Annotated in this window: 8 protein-coding genes and 3 rRNA genes; all 11 read right to left on the bottom strand. The window is 71.3% G+C overall.

Translation table 11 applies throughout. The features are described 5' to 3' along the window. Position 1 precedes the first annotated feature (1 nt). A complete protein-coding gene (locus tag ATL51_RS01475) occupies positions 2-925 on the bottom strand; it encodes a copper transporter (protein ID WP_100877401.1) in 924 nt (307 codons plus the stop codon). Further along, on the bottom strand, positions 922-2,109 hold the full coding sequence (gene steA, locus ATL51_RS01470) for a putative cytokinetic ring protein SteA (RefSeq protein ID WP_100877400.1): 1,188 nt from the start codon (positions 2,107-2,109) through the stop codon (positions 922-924). The genes ATL51_RS01475 and steA overlap by 4 nt, the downstream gene beginning before the upstream one ends. 173 nt (positions 2,110-2,282) lie before the next feature. Then, complete coding sequence (gene recN / locus ATL51_RS01465) at positions 2,283-4,307, bottom strand: DNA repair protein RecN (RefSeq protein WP_100877399.1); 2,025 nt, start codon at positions 4,305-4,307, stop codon at positions 2,283-2,285. 90 nt (positions 4,308-4,397) lie between these two features. Next, positions 4,398-5,324, bottom strand: a complete 927-nt coding sequence (locus tag ATL51_RS01460) for an NAD kinase (protein ID WP_100877398.1) — start codon at positions 5,322-5,324, stop codon at positions 4,398-4,400. After that, entirely contained in the window at positions 5,321-6,154 is an 834-nt protein-coding gene (locus tag ATL51_RS01455) for a TlyA family RNA methyltransferase (RefSeq protein ID WP_100877397.1), read from the bottom strand. The genes ATL51_RS01460 and ATL51_RS01455 overlap by 4 nt, the downstream gene beginning before the upstream one ends. A 2-nt stretch (positions 6,155-6,156) precedes the next feature. After that, on the bottom strand, positions 6,157-6,363 hold the full coding sequence (locus ATL51_RS01450; protein ID WP_062402852.1) for a hypothetical protein: 207 nt from the start codon (positions 6,361-6,363) through the stop codon (positions 6,157-6,159). A 70-nt stretch (positions 6,364-6,433) separates the two neighbouring features. Further along, positions 6,434-7,441: an HAD-IIA family hydrolase gene (locus tag ATL51_RS01445; protein ID WP_100877396.1), complete on the bottom strand. Its 1,008-nt coding sequence runs from the start codon at positions 7,439-7,441 to the stop codon at positions 6,434-6,436. Further along, positions 7,438-10,425 carry a hypothetical protein gene (locus ATL51_RS28805; RefSeq protein WP_100877395.1) on the bottom strand — a complete coding sequence of 996 codons (2,988 nt, stop codon included), beginning with the start codon at positions 10,423-10,425 and terminating at the stop codon, positions 7,438-7,440. The genes ATL51_RS01445 and ATL51_RS28805 overlap by 4 nt, the downstream gene beginning before the upstream one ends. Positions 10,426-10,582: 157 nt before the next feature. Beyond that, a 5S ribosomal RNA gene (gene rrf / locus ATL51_RS01435) occupies positions 10,583-10,699 on the bottom strand. Between the two features lie 143 nt (positions 10,700-10,842). Further along, a 23S ribosomal RNA gene (locus ATL51_RS01430) occupies positions 10,843-13,925 on the bottom strand. 303 nt (positions 13,926-14,228) lie between these two features. Further along, positions 14,229-15,471, bottom strand: a 16S ribosomal RNA gene (locus tag ATL51_RS01425); the annotation flags it as partial.

Genomic DNA, 15,471 nt, shown 5'->3' with positions numbered 1-15,471 from the left:
GTCATGGGGCGGCGGGAACCGGCCCCACCGTTCCGGCCCCGGAACCGTAGCGGCCGGTGCCTCCTGCCTGTCGTTCGGCGAGCGCGAGCACGGTCGCGACCCGCCCGGCCCCGGTACCGACGCCGTCGACGGTGGCGAGCCGGCCCATCGGACCGGCCCCGGACGCGCGGGCGGCGGCGACGGCCGAGCCGTCCGCGGCGTCCCGCCCGGCCAGCACGGCTCCCGCGCCACGACGGTCGAGCTCCGCGGCCAGTGCCGCGGCGGTGGACGCCGAGGCGCCGGCGTCCACGCCGGAGTACGCGGCACCGGTGACGACGACGGCCACCCGTCCGGCCGCGGGACTGCCCTGCGGTGCCTCGGCGAAGCCGCCGCCGGCGAGCCCGGCGAGCACCGCGCCGGCACCGTCCGGGTCGGGTGCGGGGCCGTCGGGCGGGGCCAGCAGCGCGGAGCCGAGCAGGCCCCCGGCGAGCGCACCGGCGTCGGTGGCGGTGGGGAGCTGGGCCCCCGACGGCAGCAGCCGTGCGGACAGGTCGCGCAGCTGGTCGGCGCGGGCCGGGTCGGTGACGGCCGGGGTGAGCACGACCTCCCCCGCGACGCTGCCCCCCGCGGCGACGACGAGCTCGGCGACCGCGCGCGTGTCGGACGGGTCGGCACCGAGCGCGACGACGGTCACGGGCACCCCGGTGAGCTTCCCGCGCACCAGGTCCGGTCCGACGCGGCCGGCGAACTCGTCACTGGCGTGCAGCTGCGCGGCCAGGGTGTCGCGTTCGACGCTCAGCCGGGCGGTCTCGCCCGTGTCCGTCCGCGAGGCCGCGACGTCGGCGATGCGCTGCGGGAGCCCGACGACGGCGAGGACGAACCCGGCCGCCAGGGCCAGCACGAACACCGCGACCAGGGCGATGCGGTGGTGGCGCCGCGAGATCACGCCGGGAACCATCCGGCGACCAGGGCCCGCAGGCTCTCCAGCACGCCACGCAGCCACTCCAGCACCGCGGGGCCGCCGCCGGACACGAGCACGGCGACGACGACCGCGACCACCGCGGCCGCGACGAGCAGCAGCAGCGGGGCGAACGAGGTCCGGCTCCGGTACATCTGGGCGATCATCGCGCCGTCGACGACGCCGCCCCCCGCCTGCAGCCGGGTCAGGAACGTCGAGGCGTTGCTGCCCGACCGCCCGCGGTCGAGGAACTCCCCCATCGACGCCGACAACCCGACCGTGACGATCATCGAGGCGCCGCGGTGGTGGGCGAGCAGCAGGGCGAGGTCCTCGGGGTTGGCCATCGACGGGAACGTGACGGCGCTGGCGCCCAGGTCCTGCACCCGGTGCAGCCCCGGGGCGTGCCCGTCGGGGAAGGCCGGGACGACGACGTCGGCGCCGCTGGTCAGCGCCTGGTTCGACACCTCGGACGGGTCGGCGACGATGAGGTCCGGGCGGTGGCGCGCGTTGAGCAGCGCGTCCGCGCCCGCCCCGACGCCGACGAGTACCGGCCGGTACTCCTTGATGTAGGCCTTGAGTCGCTTCAGCACGGCGAGGTGCTCGAACCCGGCGGCGACGACGAGCACCGGCCGCCCGTCGAGGGCGACGTCGACCTCGGGGACGCCGTGCCCGTCGAGGAGCAGCGAGCGCTCGCGGCGCATGAACTCGATGGTGTTCGCGGCGAACGCCTCGAGCTGGTGGGTCAGGCCCTGCTTGGCCTCGTCCAGGGCGTCGGCGACGGTGTCCTCGGTCTGCTCCCGGCCCTCGCACAGCGGCTGCTCGCCGGTGTAGAGCACGCCGTCGTGCAGCCGCACCCGGATGCCGTCCTTGACCGCGCGCAGGGTGTCGGGACCGCAGTCGTCGACGAGCGGGATGCCCGCCTCGACGAGCACCTGCGGGCCGAGGTTCGGGAACCGGCCGGAGATCGACGGGGCGGCGTTGACGACCGCGGCGACCCGGGCGGCGACGAGCGCGTCCGCGGTCGCCCGGTCCAGGTCGACCTGGTCGATCACGGCGATGTCGCCGGGGCGCAGGCGCCGGAGCACCGACTCGATACGACGGTCGGCGCGGGCCGGGCCGGTCAGGCCCGGCAGCTCCGGTCGGGAACGGTGCAGCAGGCCGGACAGCTTCATGTGGCGCACTGTGACAGGTGGGGCGTCCGTGACCACGCAGGCACGCCGCGCGAGACCGCGACGTCACCGGCCCGGACGATCCCCCCGTCGCTCCCCGGGTGGCGACGCCCGGACCACGCGCCGCTCACCCACAGCGACGGCGCGCCGCTCGGGCTGCCGTCGGCCGGGCCCGCTCAGCCGGCCCGGCGCCGCCGCGACGCGGCGGCGGGACGGCCCGCGGCGCGGTCCGGGTCGATGCTGCGGGAGTCGGTGCCGCGGGAGTCGGTGCCGCAGGGGTCGGTGCCGCAGGGGTCGGTGCCGCGGGGGTCGGTGCCGCGGGAGTCGGTGCCGCGCGGCCCGGGGACCGCACCCTCCACCGGCGCGGTCGCGACGCCGGTGTCCGTGTCCCGCGCGGTCCGGCCGCGCCGGGACTGCGCGCGACGCGACCGGGCCTCGGCCAGGTCCGCGGGCCGTGCCGCCGCGCGGTCGGCCTCCCGGTGCGCGGTCGCGGCGCTGAGCAGCTCCTCGGCGTGCGCGCGGCCGGTGTCGGTGTCGTCCATCCCGGCCAGCATCCGTGCCAGCTCCCCGGTGCGCTCCTCCTCGGTGAGCCGCCGCACGCTGGAGCGGGTGACGCCCGCCCCGGACGCCTTCTGCACCACGAGGTGCCGGTCGGCGTACGCCGCGACCTGCGGCAGGTGTGTGACGACGATGACCTGGTGGCGGGCCGCGAGCTGCGCGAGCCGGCGGCCGATCTCCACCGCGGCCCGGCCGCCGACGCCGGCGTCGACCTCGTCGAACACCATGGTCGGCACCGGGTCGGCGCCGGCGAGCGCGACCTCCAGGGCCAGCATGACCCGGGACAGCTCGCCACCGGAGGCGCCCTTGTGCAGCGGCTGTGCCACCGCCCCGGCGTGCGGGACGAGCCGGATCTCGACCTCGTCGACGCCGCTCGACCCGGCCTGGCAGCGCCGCCCGCCGACCTCGAGCACCGGCCCGGTGTCGGCGGCGGGCCGCGGCTGCACGCCGACCTGCAACGTCGCGTCCTTCATGGCGAGCCCGGCGAGTTCCGCCGTCGTCGCCTCGGCCAGCCGGGACGCGGCGGCGGTGCGCGCCGCGGTGATCGCGGCGGCGTGACCGGCCAGCTCACCGGCGAGTGCGTCACGGCGGGCCGACAGCTCGGCGAGCGCCTCGTCGGAGGTGTCGAGCCCGGACAGTCGGTCGCGGGCGGTGTCCGCCCAGGCCAGCACGCCGTCGGTGTCCGCGGCGTACTTGCGGGTGAGTGCCTTGAGCTCGGCCTGGCGGGTCAGGACGCGGGACAGCAGCTCGGGGTCGGCGTCGAGCCGGTCGAGGTAGCCGCTCAGCTCGGCCGCGGCGTCGGCGAGGACCGCGATGGCCTCGGTGAGGCGCGGGCCGAGCTCCTCCAGCGCGGGGTCGCCACTGCCCTCGGCGAGCCCCTTGGCCTGCCCGGCGAGCCCGACGGCGCCGGGGGCCTCGCCGTCGTCCGAGCCGGACAGTGCGAGGTGTGCGCTCTCGGCGGCGGCTCGCAGGTCGTCGGCCTCGGCCATCCGGCGGGCCTGTTCGACGAGCTCGCGGTCCTCACCGGGCTGCGGGTCGGCGGCCTCGATCTCGGCGAGACCGTGGCGCAGCAGGTCCGCCTCCTGGGCGAGCCGGCGGGCGTTGTCCCGCCGCTCGGCGAGCTCGGTGACCACCTGCAGCCACTCGGCGCGCACCGTCCGGTAGGCGGTCAGCGGGACCGCGACGGGGTCCCCGGCGAAGCGGTCGAGCAGGGCCCGCTGGTCGGAGCCCCGCAGCAGCCGCAGCTGGTCGTTCTGCCCGTGCACGGCGAGCTGGGTCTCGGCGAGCCTGCCCAGCACCCCGTTGGGCACCGACCGCCCGCCCAGGTGGGCCCGGGAGCGCCCGTCGGCCGACACGGTGCGGGCCGCGATCAGCGCCCCGTCGTCGTCGGCCTCGGCGCCCACCTCCTCGGCCAGTTCCAGCGCCCCCGGCGAGGCCGCGAAGCGGCCCTCGACGACGGCGCGCCTCGCCCCGGCCGACACCCGCGAGGACTCCGCGCGGCCACCGCCGAGGAGGTTCAGCCCGGTCACGACCATGGTCTTCCCGGCGCCGGTCTCGCCGGTCAGCACGGTCAGGCCCGGGTCGAGCTCCAGGGTCGCGTCGTCGATCACGCCGAGGCCCTGGATCCGCATCTCGGACAACATGCGTGGGACCATACGTTCGAACACCGACAGCGTTCGAGCCCCGACACGCGAACGGCACCGAACGGATGTTCCCGTGCGCCGAGCGGTCGATCAGGCGTTCGAACCCGGTGGTTGGGTCCGGGCCCCGCGCCAGCCCCGGACGGGCAGGTCGAACTTGCGGACGAGCCGGTCGGCGAAGGGCTGCGCGGCCAGGCGCACCATCCGCACGGGCTCCGACGCACGCCGCAGCTCCACCCGGGCCCCGGGCGGCACCGCGACGGTGCGACGGCCGTCGCAGTCCAGCACGGCGGACGGGCCGTCGGCGGACACCTCGATCGCGACGGTGCTCTCCGGCGCGATCACCATCGGCCGGGCGAACAGGGCGTGTGCGTTGCTGGGGACCACCAGCAGTGCCTGCACCTGCGGCCAGATCAGCGGCCCGCCCGCGGAGAAGGCGTAGGCGGTGGAACCGGTCGGGGTGGAGCAGAGCACCCCGTCGCAGCCGAAGGAGGACACCGGGCGGCCGTCGACCTCGAGGACGACCTCGAGGATGCGGCCGCGGGTGGTCTTCTCGACGACGGCCTCGTTCAGCGCCCACGCCCGGCCGAGCACCTGCCCGGCGGCGGTGACGACGGCCTCGAGGGTGGTCCGTTCCTCGACCTCGTAGTCGCCGTCGGCGAGCTTCTGCAGCGCCTCGGGCAGGGTGTCCTCCTCGGCCTCGGCGAGGAAGCCGACGTGGCCGAGGTTGACGCCCAGCAGGGGCACGCCGGCGTGGCGGGCGAGGTCGGCGGCGCGCAGCAGGGTGCCGTCACCGCCGAGGACCAGGACCGCCTCGGCGCCGCGGGCGCACTCCGGGCTCCCGGGGACCGGGACCGGCTCGTAGCCCGCCGGGACGTCGGGGTCCGCGGCGAGCTCGGCCCACTCGTCGGCGAGCACCCGGGTGCGCAGGCCGAGCCGCCCGAGCTCGCCCATCACGTGCAGCGCGGTCTTGCGGTTGGTGGGCCGCCCGGTGTGCAGGACCAGCAGGACGTCCCTCATGCGGGGCCGTCCGCGACCGCGGCGGCCAGCATCGGCGCGAGCTCGGGCTGCTCGGGGGCGACGCCGGCCGGGCCGTCGACGGGCCGGCGCAGGTGCAGGAAGTACTCGACGTTGCCCGACGGGCCGGGCAGCGGGCTCGCGGTCGCGCCGAGGACGTGCAGCCCGGCCGCGGCGGCGGCGGTCGCGACCCCGTGCAGTGCCTCGATGCGCAGACCCGGGTCCCGTACGACCCCGCCGGAGCCGAGCCGGTCCTTCCCGACCTCGAACTGTGGTTTCACCATGGGTAGCAGGTCGCCTCCGGGCGCGGTGCAGGCGGCGAGGGCCGGCAGCACGGTGCGCAGCGAGATGAACGACAGGTCGGCGACGGTCAGGTCGACCGTCCCGCCGATCTGCTCCGGTTCGAGGGCCCGGACGTTGGTGCGGTCGTGCACGTGGACGCGCTCGTCGGACTGCAGCCGCCACACCAGCTGGCCGTACCCGACGTCGACGGCGACGACCTCGGCCGCCCCGCGGGTGAGCAGCACGTCGGTGAAGCCGCCGGTGGAGGCGCCCGCGTCGAGGCAGCGCCGTCCGGCGGGGTCGACGTCGGTGAACGCGTCGAGGGCGCCGAGCAGCTTCTTGGCGCCGCGGGAGGCCCAGTCGGGTTCGCCGTCGTCGTCCGGGCGGACGAGCACGGGTGCGTCCCGGTCCACCACGGTGGCGGGCTTCGCCGCCGGCATGCCGTTGACGACGACCCGGCCTGCGGCGATCAGCTCGGCGGCCTGGCCGCGGGAGCGGGCGAGCTTGCGGCGGACGAGCTCGGCGTCCAGGCGGGCGCGGGTGGGGCCCATCGTCACTCCCGTTCCGAGCCGGCGCTCAGCGCGCGGCCGAGCGCGGCGTGCACCCGCTCGAACGCGGCCGGGTGCTCGGAGACCGGACGGTCGTCCAGCGCGTCGAGCGCCGCGACGGCCGCGTCGACCTCGGCACGCAGGGCCGCGACGGGGCGGTCCTGCTCGGGCCGCGGGTCGCCCGGACGGGGTCCGGGTGCGGGAACGCTCATGGATGATCTCCGGGTACGGGGTTCTGACGCCACGGTAGCCGACGGTCCCGACCGCGGCCGCGACGCGGCGTCACCGCCCTGGCCGCTCCGCCAGGCCGAGGTCGGCCAGTGCCGCGGCGGCGGCCGCACCGTCGGAGCGGACGTCGTGGACGCCCTGCTCCCAGGCCACCGCGCACAGGGCACGCAGCGCGTCCACCGTGGGTTCGGGCCCGTCCCCGTCGCCGGACAGGACGAGCGTGCCGCCGTCGGCGCGGACGTCCCAGCCGGGCCGCGGCCCGGGGGCCAGCTCGTCCGGTGGGCGGGTGAGCGCGGCGAGGTCGGCGCCGATGTGGGTGGGCCGCAGCTCCGGGGCGGCGGCGAGCAGCTCCGCGGCGCCGCTGACCCCGGTCAGGACCATCAGCGACGGGGCGCCCATGGCGTTGGCACCCTCGATGTCGGTGTCGAGCCGGTCCCCGATGACGAGCGGGGCCTGCGCGTCGCCACACCCCTCGCGGAGCAGCCGGGCGGCGGGCTTGCCCGCCACCTGCGGCCGTGCGCCGGTCGCCGTCCGCACGACCTGGACCATCGAACCGTTGCCGGGCAGCGGCCCGCGCTCGGTGGGAAGGGTGGGATCGACGTTGGAGGCGACCCACAACGCTCCGGCCCGGACGGCGACGACCGCCTCGGCCAGGATCCGCCACCCGGTGTCGGGCGAGTGCCCCTGGACGACGGCGTCCGCGCCCTCGGCGTCACCGACGACGGCGAGCCCGCGGGCCCGGACCTCGTCGGCCAGCGCCGACGTGCCGACGACCAGCACCCGCGCGCCCGGCGGGAGCTGCTCGGCCAGCATCGCGGCAGCGGCCTGTGAGCTGGTGCGGACGTGCTCGACGCGGGCCGGGAAGCCGAGCTCGGCGAGGTGCGCCGCGACGTCGGCGGGGCTGCGCGAGGCGTTGTTGGTGACGTACACCGTGGGCACGCCGCGGTCCGCCGCCCCGCGCACCGCCTCGACGGCCCCCGGGACGACCTCGGGGCCCTGGTAGAGGGTGCCGTCGAGGTCGGCCAGGAGGACGTCGTGGCGGGACAGCAGGTCGTCGGTCACCGGTCGCCGGCCCCGGTGTCGCGGCCCTGCTGCTGGTCCGCGGAGGGAGCCGCCCCGGAGGCGTCCGGCCTCTCGACCACGGCGCCTCCGTCGGTGTCGCCGCGGACCTCGTCCGGCCCGCCCTCCTCCGTCCCGCCCGCGTCGCTCCCGTCGGCGCCCGGGACTGCGGTCCCGGACGCGTCGTCGTCGCCGGGGTCGGCTGCGTCGTCGGCTGCGTCGTCGGCTGCGTCGTCGGCTGCGTCGCCGGCTGCGTCGTCGGCATCGCCGGCGTCGACCCGACCGGACGGTGCCGGGGCGTCGGTGTGCGGCGCCTCGACGTGGTCGTCGGCGGCCGGGGGCACGTCCTCCCAGCCGACGGAGAGCTCGTCGTCGGCGCCCTCGAGCTCGTCACCGGTCAGCTCGGCGATGCGCGCGGCGGCGTCGGTCTCCCGGTGCCGGTCGGCGTCGTGGGCGTGGACGAACCACTGCACGGCCTCCGACTCCCGGCCGGCGGCGAGCAGGTTGTCGGCGTAGGCGTAGAACAGCCGCGCGCTCCACGGGTCGCGGCGGACCGCGTCGAGCTCGGGGACCTGGAGCCCGACGACGGCGGCGTCGGCCTCGCCCAGGTCGCGCCGGGCTCCCGCAGCGACGATGAGCAGCTCGATCCGCTCCTCGTGGCCGAGGTCCCGGGCCTCCGGGCTGCGGGCCAGGTCGAGAGCACGCTCGGGACGGCCGAGGGCGCGCTCGATGTCGGCCATGACGTGCACGTGCCCCGGTCCGCCGCCCATCCGGCGGGCGGCGCGGAACTCGCCGAGGGCCTCGTTCCACTCCCCCGCGTGGTAGGCGACGATGCCGGCGGCCTCCCGGACGACCGCGATCCGCGACGCCCGGCGCCTCGCGTAGCGCACGTGCTCGAGCGCCTGCACGGCGTCCTCGTCGACGAGCAGCCCCGCCGCGACGAGGTGCCGCGCCACCACCTCGGCGGTCTCCTTCTGGAGGCCGCGCAGGTCCCGGCGCACGCTCGGGTCGAGCTCGGCGGCCGTCACCGAGTCCGGCAGGTCCGGCTCGGCGACGAAGGTCCGCTCGGCCGACTCCGGGATCGCCCGTCGCGAACGGGCGTCGCGGTCACGGCGGTCGTCGCGGCCACGGTCGTCGCGGCCACGGTCGTTCCGGCCCCGGTCGTCGCGCCTGCGGTCGTCACGGCCGGAGCGCGGGCCCCGGTCGTCCCGGCCGCCACGCGGGCCACGGTCGTCACGCTCCCGGCGCGGGCCACGGTCGTCACGGTCACGGAGCGGGCGACGCTCGTCGCGCCCGATGGGGCGCTCGGCACGGTCGGTGCGCGGACCGTCGACGGTGTCGGCGTCCGATCCGGTCGTGCCCGGGGCGGTCCCGGCGCGGTCGACGGCGTCGGCCCCGGTACCGGCCCCGCGGGCGTCGGTCACGGGGGTGTCGGTCCGCTCCCCGCTGTCGGACCGGGGGCCGTCGGACGCGGTGCTGCCCGTGCTGACCGCGTCGTCGGTGCGCTCGTCGCGGGTGACCGGCGCGTCGGCCGCCTCCGCGGGCGAGGTCTCCGGAACCCGGGTAGCGGTGTCGGAGGCGGTCGCGCCGGTCGGCGTGGCCGCCTCCCGCGTGTCGGTCGTCGACGGCGTCACGGCAGGCACGTCACCGGCCGGCTCGGCCTGCACCGCGGCCGGCTGCGCGACGTCCTGGGGCTCGACGGCCGCGGACCGCTCGGACGGGCGGTCGTGCGACGGGCGCTCCTGACGGGCGCGGTACGGGCGGTCCTCCCGGTCGCGGGACGGGCTGCGCCGGTCCTCGTCACGGTCGTCGCGACCGCGGGGCGCGCGGTCGTCACGGTTCCGGTAGGGACGGGCACCACGGTCGTCCTCGCGCTGGGGACGGGGGCCACGGTCGTCACGGTTACCGAAGGGTCGGCCGCCGCGGTCGTCACGGTCCCGGGACGGGCGGCCGGCCCGGTCGTCGCGATCGCGGAACGAACGGCCGCCACGGTCGTCGCCGCGCTGCGGACGGGCGCCACGCTCGTCGCGGTCCCGGAAGGAACGGGCACCGCGGTCACCGGACGGACGTCCCCCGCGGTCGTCACGGTCGCGGAACGAACGGCCGCCGCGGTCGTCGTCGCGCTGCGGACGAGGGGCCCGGTCGTCACGGCCACCGAAGGAACGGCCGCCGCGGTCGTCACGGTCACGGAACGAGCGGGCACCGCGGTCGTCACGGTCCCCGGACGGGCGACCGCCCCGGTCGTCGCCGCCGCGGAACGGACGGCCGCCGCGGTCGTCACGGTCACGGGCGGGACGGCGGTCGTCACGGCCGCCGGAGGAGCGACCGTCACGGCCCCCGGACGGACGTCCCCCGCGGTCGTCGCGACCGGGGAAGGAACGACCGCCACGGTCGTCGCGACCGGAGAACGAGCGGCCATCACGGTCGTCACGGCCGGAGAACGAGCGGCCATCACGGTCGTCACGGCCGGAGGAGGGACGACCGGCGCGGTCCCGGAACGAGCGCCCGCCGCGGTCGTCGTCGCGCTGCGGACGGGCGCCACGGTCGTCGCGGTCACGGTAGGGACGGCGGTCCTCACGGCCCGCGGAGGGCCGGCCACCGCGTTCGTCACGGCCACCCCGGAACGAGTCGCGCCGGCCGGTGCCACCGGAACGGCGGTCGTCGTCACGGGCGGGGCGACGGTCGTCGTCGCGACGCGGCCCGCGGTCGGAGCGGTCCTCGTCGCGGAAGCCGCTGTCGCGCCGGCCGGTGTCGCGTCCACCCCGGTCGGACCAGGAGCGGCCCTCGGTGCGGCGCTCGCCCGGACGTCCCCGGTCGTCGCGCGCGCGGTCGCCGCCGCTGCGGTTGCCCCGGTCGTCGCGACGCGTGCGGTCGTCGCCGTCGCGGCGCCGTCCCCGCTGGTCATCGCCGCGCGACCACCCCGACCCGCTGCGCGAACCGCGCTCCTCGCCTGCCCGGCCGTTGCCGGGACGTTCCCCGTCCGTCACGTGGTCAGGGTACAAACGAACACCGTCACTTCCGCGGTCGGCGACCGCACTGGGCGAACCGGTCCGCGCAGAGAGGCGGACACGGCTGCAGACATACGAAAAAGGGGAGTCCACAGCGGCTACTACACCGTTGCGGACTCCCCTTTCAGAGGTTGAATGTCGGCGGCGACCTACTCTCCCACACCCTGGCGAGTGCAGTACCATCGGCGCTGGAAGGCTTAGCTACCGGGTTCGGAATGGGACCGGGCGTTTCCCTACCGCAATGACCACCGACAACACTATCCAACTATCACCCCACCCCCCAGAAAACCCCGAGAGGCGGGGGTCGAGCACACAAACCGAACCCACGATCCCCGGATCACCGGGAACATGGACGGTTGTGGACTCAGGGTCACACAGTGGATGCGAACAACTCGTTGTGGCAAGCCCTCGGCCTATTAGTACCGGTCAACTCCACCCCTCACAGGGCTTCCATCTCCGGCCTATCAACCCAGTCATCTACTGGGAGCCTTACCCACTCGAAGGTGGTGGGAGACCTCATCTTGGAACAGGCTTCCCGCTTAGATGCCTTCAGCGGTTATCCCTCCCGAACATAGCCAACCAGCCGTGCCCCTGGCGGGACAACTGGCACACCAGAGGTTCGTCCGTCCCGGTCCTCTCGTACTAGGGACAGCCTTCCTCAAGTCTCCAACGCGCGCGGCGGATAGGGACCGAACTGTCTCACGACGTTCTAAACCCAGCTCGCGTACCGCTTTAATGGGCGAACAGCCCAACCCTTGGGACCTACTCCAGCCCCAGGATGCGACGAGCCGACATCGAGGTGCCAAACCATGCCGTCGATATGGACTCTTGGGCAAGATCAGCCTGTTATCCCCGGGGTACCTTTTATCCGTTGAGCGACACCCCTTCCACAAGGTGGTGCCGGATCACTAGTCCCGACTTTCGTCCCTGCTCGACCCGTCAGTCTCACAGTCAAGCTCCCTTGTGCACTTACACTCAACACCTGATTGCCAACCAGGCTGAGGGAACCTTTGGGCGCCTCCGTTACTCTTTGGGAGGCAACCGCCCCAGTTAAACTACCCACCAGGCACTGTCCCTGAACCAGATCATGGCCCGAGGTTGAGACACCCAATTCGACCAGAGTGGTATTTCAACAACGACTCCACCACCACTGGCGTGATAGCTTCACAGTCTCCCACCTATCCTACACAAGCCGAACCAAGCATCAATACCAAGCTATAGTAAAGGTCCCGGGGTCTTTCCGTCCTGCCGCGCGTAACGAGCATCTTTACTCGTAGTGCAATTTCGCCGAGTCTGTGGTCGAGACAGCGCCCAAGTCGTTACGCCATTCGTGCAGGTCGGAACTTACCCGACAAGGAATTTCGCTACCTTAGGATGGTTATAGTTACCACCGCCGTTTACTGGCGCTTAAATTCTCCGCTTCGCCCCGAAGAGCTAACAGGTCCTCTTAACGTTCCAGCACCGGGCAGGCGTCAGTCCGTATACATCGTCTTGCGACTTCGCACGGACCTGTGTTTTTAGTAAACAGTCGCTTGGGCCTGGTCTCTGCGACCGGCCGTCCCTAGCCCGCAAGGAGCCTCAAGACAACCGGCCCTCCTTCTCCCGAAGTTACGGAGGTATTTTGCCGAATTCCTTAACCACAGTTCGCTCGATCGCCTCGGTATTCTCTACCTGACCACCTGTGTCGGTTTGGGGTACGGGCCGCAACAGCACTCGCTAGAGGCTTTTCTCGACAGCATGGGATCACTCTCTTCGCCTCAATCGGCTACGCATCACCTCTCACCCTTTAATGAGCCCCGGATTTACCTAGGACTCGGGCTACAGGCTTACACCACGACAACCACCGCGTGGCGGAGCTACCCTCCTGCGTCACCCCATCACTTGCCTACTACCAGATCGGATCCCACGCTCCCCCACAAACAACACTCCCGAAGGAGCGAAGGTGGGTTCGGATGGTTAGCATCACCAGCCTCGGCATGGACGCACTATCACGAGCACGGGAATATCAACCCGTTGTCCATCGACTACGCCTGACGGCCTCGCCTTAGGTCCCGGCTCACCCTGGGCGGAACAACCTGGCCCAGGAACCCTTGGTCATCCGGCGGCAGAGATTCTCACTCTGCATTCGCTACTCATGCCTGCATTCTCACTCCCACACCCTCCACCCGTAAATCACTCCCGGGCTTCACCAGATGCAGGACGCTCCCCTACCCAACAACACCAAAGTGTCATTGCCACGGCTTCGGCGGTGCGCTTGAGCCCCGCTACATTGTCGGCGCAGGACCACTTGACCAGTGAGCTATTACGCACTCTTTCAAGGGTGGCTGCTTCTAAGCCAACCTCCTGGTTGTCCGGGCGATCCCACATCCTTTCCCACTTAGCGCACGCTTAGGGGCCTTAGCCGGTGATCTGGGCTGTTTCCCTCTCGACCACGAAGCTTATCCCCCGCAGTCTCACTGCCGCGCTCTCACTCACCGGCATTCGGAGTTTGGCTGACTTCGGTAAGCTTGTCGGCCCCCTAGGCCATCCAGTGCTCTACCTCCGGTGAGAAACACACGACGCTGCACCTAAATGCATTTCGGGGAGAACCAGCTATCACGAAGTTTGATTGGCCTTTCACCCCTACCCACAGCTCATCCCCCAGGTTTTCAACCCTGGTGGGTTCGGGCCTCCACGACGTCTTACCGACGCTTCACCCTGGCCATGGGTAGATCACTCCGCTTCGGGTCTACACCCCGCGACTCAGACGCCCTATTCGGACTCGCTTTCGCTACGGCTACCCCACACAGGTTAACCTCGCCACGAAGCATAACTCGCAGGCTCATTCTTCAAAAGGCACGCCATCACCCCGAAAGGCTCTGACGGCTTGTAAGCACACGGTTTCAGGTACTATTTCACTCCCCTCCCGGGGTACTTTTCACCTTTCCCTCACGGTACTTGTCCGCTATCGGTCATCAGGTAGTATTTAGGCTTGACGGGTGGTCCCGCCAGATTCACAGCGAATTTCACGGGCTCGCTGCTACTCGAGAACACGCCCACAACAGAACCCAGTGTTTTCGCGTACGGGGCTATCACCCACTACGGCCGACCATCCCAGAGTCGTTCCGCTAACACAGGCACTTGCTGTCCCATCCTCGGCAGAAGATGAACGACACGTCTCACAACCCCGCACCCGCAACGCCTGCCGGCTTGACACGGACACGGTTTAGCCTCTTCCGCTTTCGCTCGCCACTACTCACGGAATCACTATTGTTTTCTCTTCCTGTGGGTACTGAGATGTTTCACTTCCCCACGTTCCCTCCACGCACCCTATGAATTCAGGTACGGGTAACGCCCCATGACGGGCGCTGGGTTTCCCCATTCGGACACCCTCGGATCACAGCTCGGTTGACAGCTCCCCGAGGCCTATCGCGGCCTCCCACGTCCTTCATCGGCTCCTGATGCCCAGGCATCCACCATGTGCTCTTAACAACTTGACCACAACAAGATGCTCGCATCCACTATGCAACACTCAACCCACAACCACACCAGACCAAGAAGAAACCACCACACCCGGAACCAACCGGGGCGTTAGGACAACCCTCAACCTGAGCGGCCAAAGAAAACAACCCACAGGGCGTCTTCTCAGGACCCAACAGTGTGCCAAGCCAAACGGTTCGACGTGCTGCGTTCCACCCAACGCACCCGACCCACGAACGGGGCCGCAAATGCGATTCAATGAAGGAACCACAGACACCCAATAAAGAGCGTGTGGTGCCCCATCACATGATGGGACTCCTTAGAAAGGAGGTGATCCAGCCGCACCTTCCGGTACGGCTACCTTGTTACGACTTCGTCCCAATCGCCAGTCCCACCTTCGACAGCTCCCTCCACAAGGGTTGGGCCGCCGGCTTCGGGTGTTACCAACTTTCGTGACGTGACGGGCGGTGTGTACAAGGCCCGGGAACGTATTCACCGCAGCGTTGCTGATCTGCGATTACTAGCGACTCCAACTTCACGGGGTCGAGTTGCAGACCCCGATCCGAACTGAGACTCACTTTAAGGGATTCGCTCCACCTCACGGTCTCGCAGCCCTCTGTATGAGCCATTGTAGCATGTGTGAAGCCCTGGACATAAGGGGCATGATGACTTGACGTCATCCCCACCTTCCTCCGAGTTGACCCCGGCAGTCTCCCATGAGTCCCCACCATTACGTGCTGGCAACATGGAACAAGGGTTGCGCTCGTTGCGGGACTTAACCCAACATCTCACGACACGAGCTGACGACAGCCATGCACCACCTGCACACCAACCACAAGGGAAGCCCTATCTCTAGGGATGTCTGGTGCATGTCAAACCCAGGTAAGGTTCTTCGCGTTGCATCGAATTAATCCACATGCTCCGCCGCTTGTGCGGGCCCCCGTCAATTCCTTTGAGTTTTAGCCTTGCGGCCGTACTCCCCAGGCGGGGCGCTTAATGCGTTAGCTGCGGCACAGAAACCGTGGAATGGTCCCCACACCTAGCGCCCAACGTTTACGGCGTGGACTACCAGGGTATCTAATCCTGTTCGCTCCCCACGCTTTCGCTCCTCAGCGTCAGTATCGGCCCAGAGACCCGCCTTCGCCACCGGTGTTCCTCCTGATATCTGCGCATTTCACCGCTACACCAGGAATTCCAGTCTCCCCTGCCGAACTCAAGTGATGCCCGTATCGACCGCACGCTCAGAGTTAAGCCCCAAGTTTTCACGGCCGACGCGACACACCGCCTACGAGCTCTTTACGCCCAATAATTCCGGACAACGCTCGCACCCTACGTGTTACCGCGGCTGCTGGCACGTAGTTGGCCGGTGCTTCTTCTCCAGGTACCGTCAATTGCTCTTCGTCCCTGGCGAAAGAGGTTTACAACCCGAAGGCCGTCATCCCCCACGCGGCGTCGCTGCGTCAGGCTTCCGCCCATTGCGCAATATTCCCCACTGCTGCCTCCCGTAGGAGTCTGGGCCGTGTCTCAGTCCCAGTGTGGCCGGTCGCCCTCTCAGGCCGGCTACCC

The sequence above is a fragment of the Pseudonocardia alni genome, assembly GCF_002813375.1.
Lineage (GTDB): Bacteria > Actinomycetota > Actinomycetes > Mycobacteriales > Pseudonocardiaceae > Pseudonocardia > Pseudonocardia alni.
This window is presented reverse-complemented; position numbering and strand designations above follow the sequence as displayed.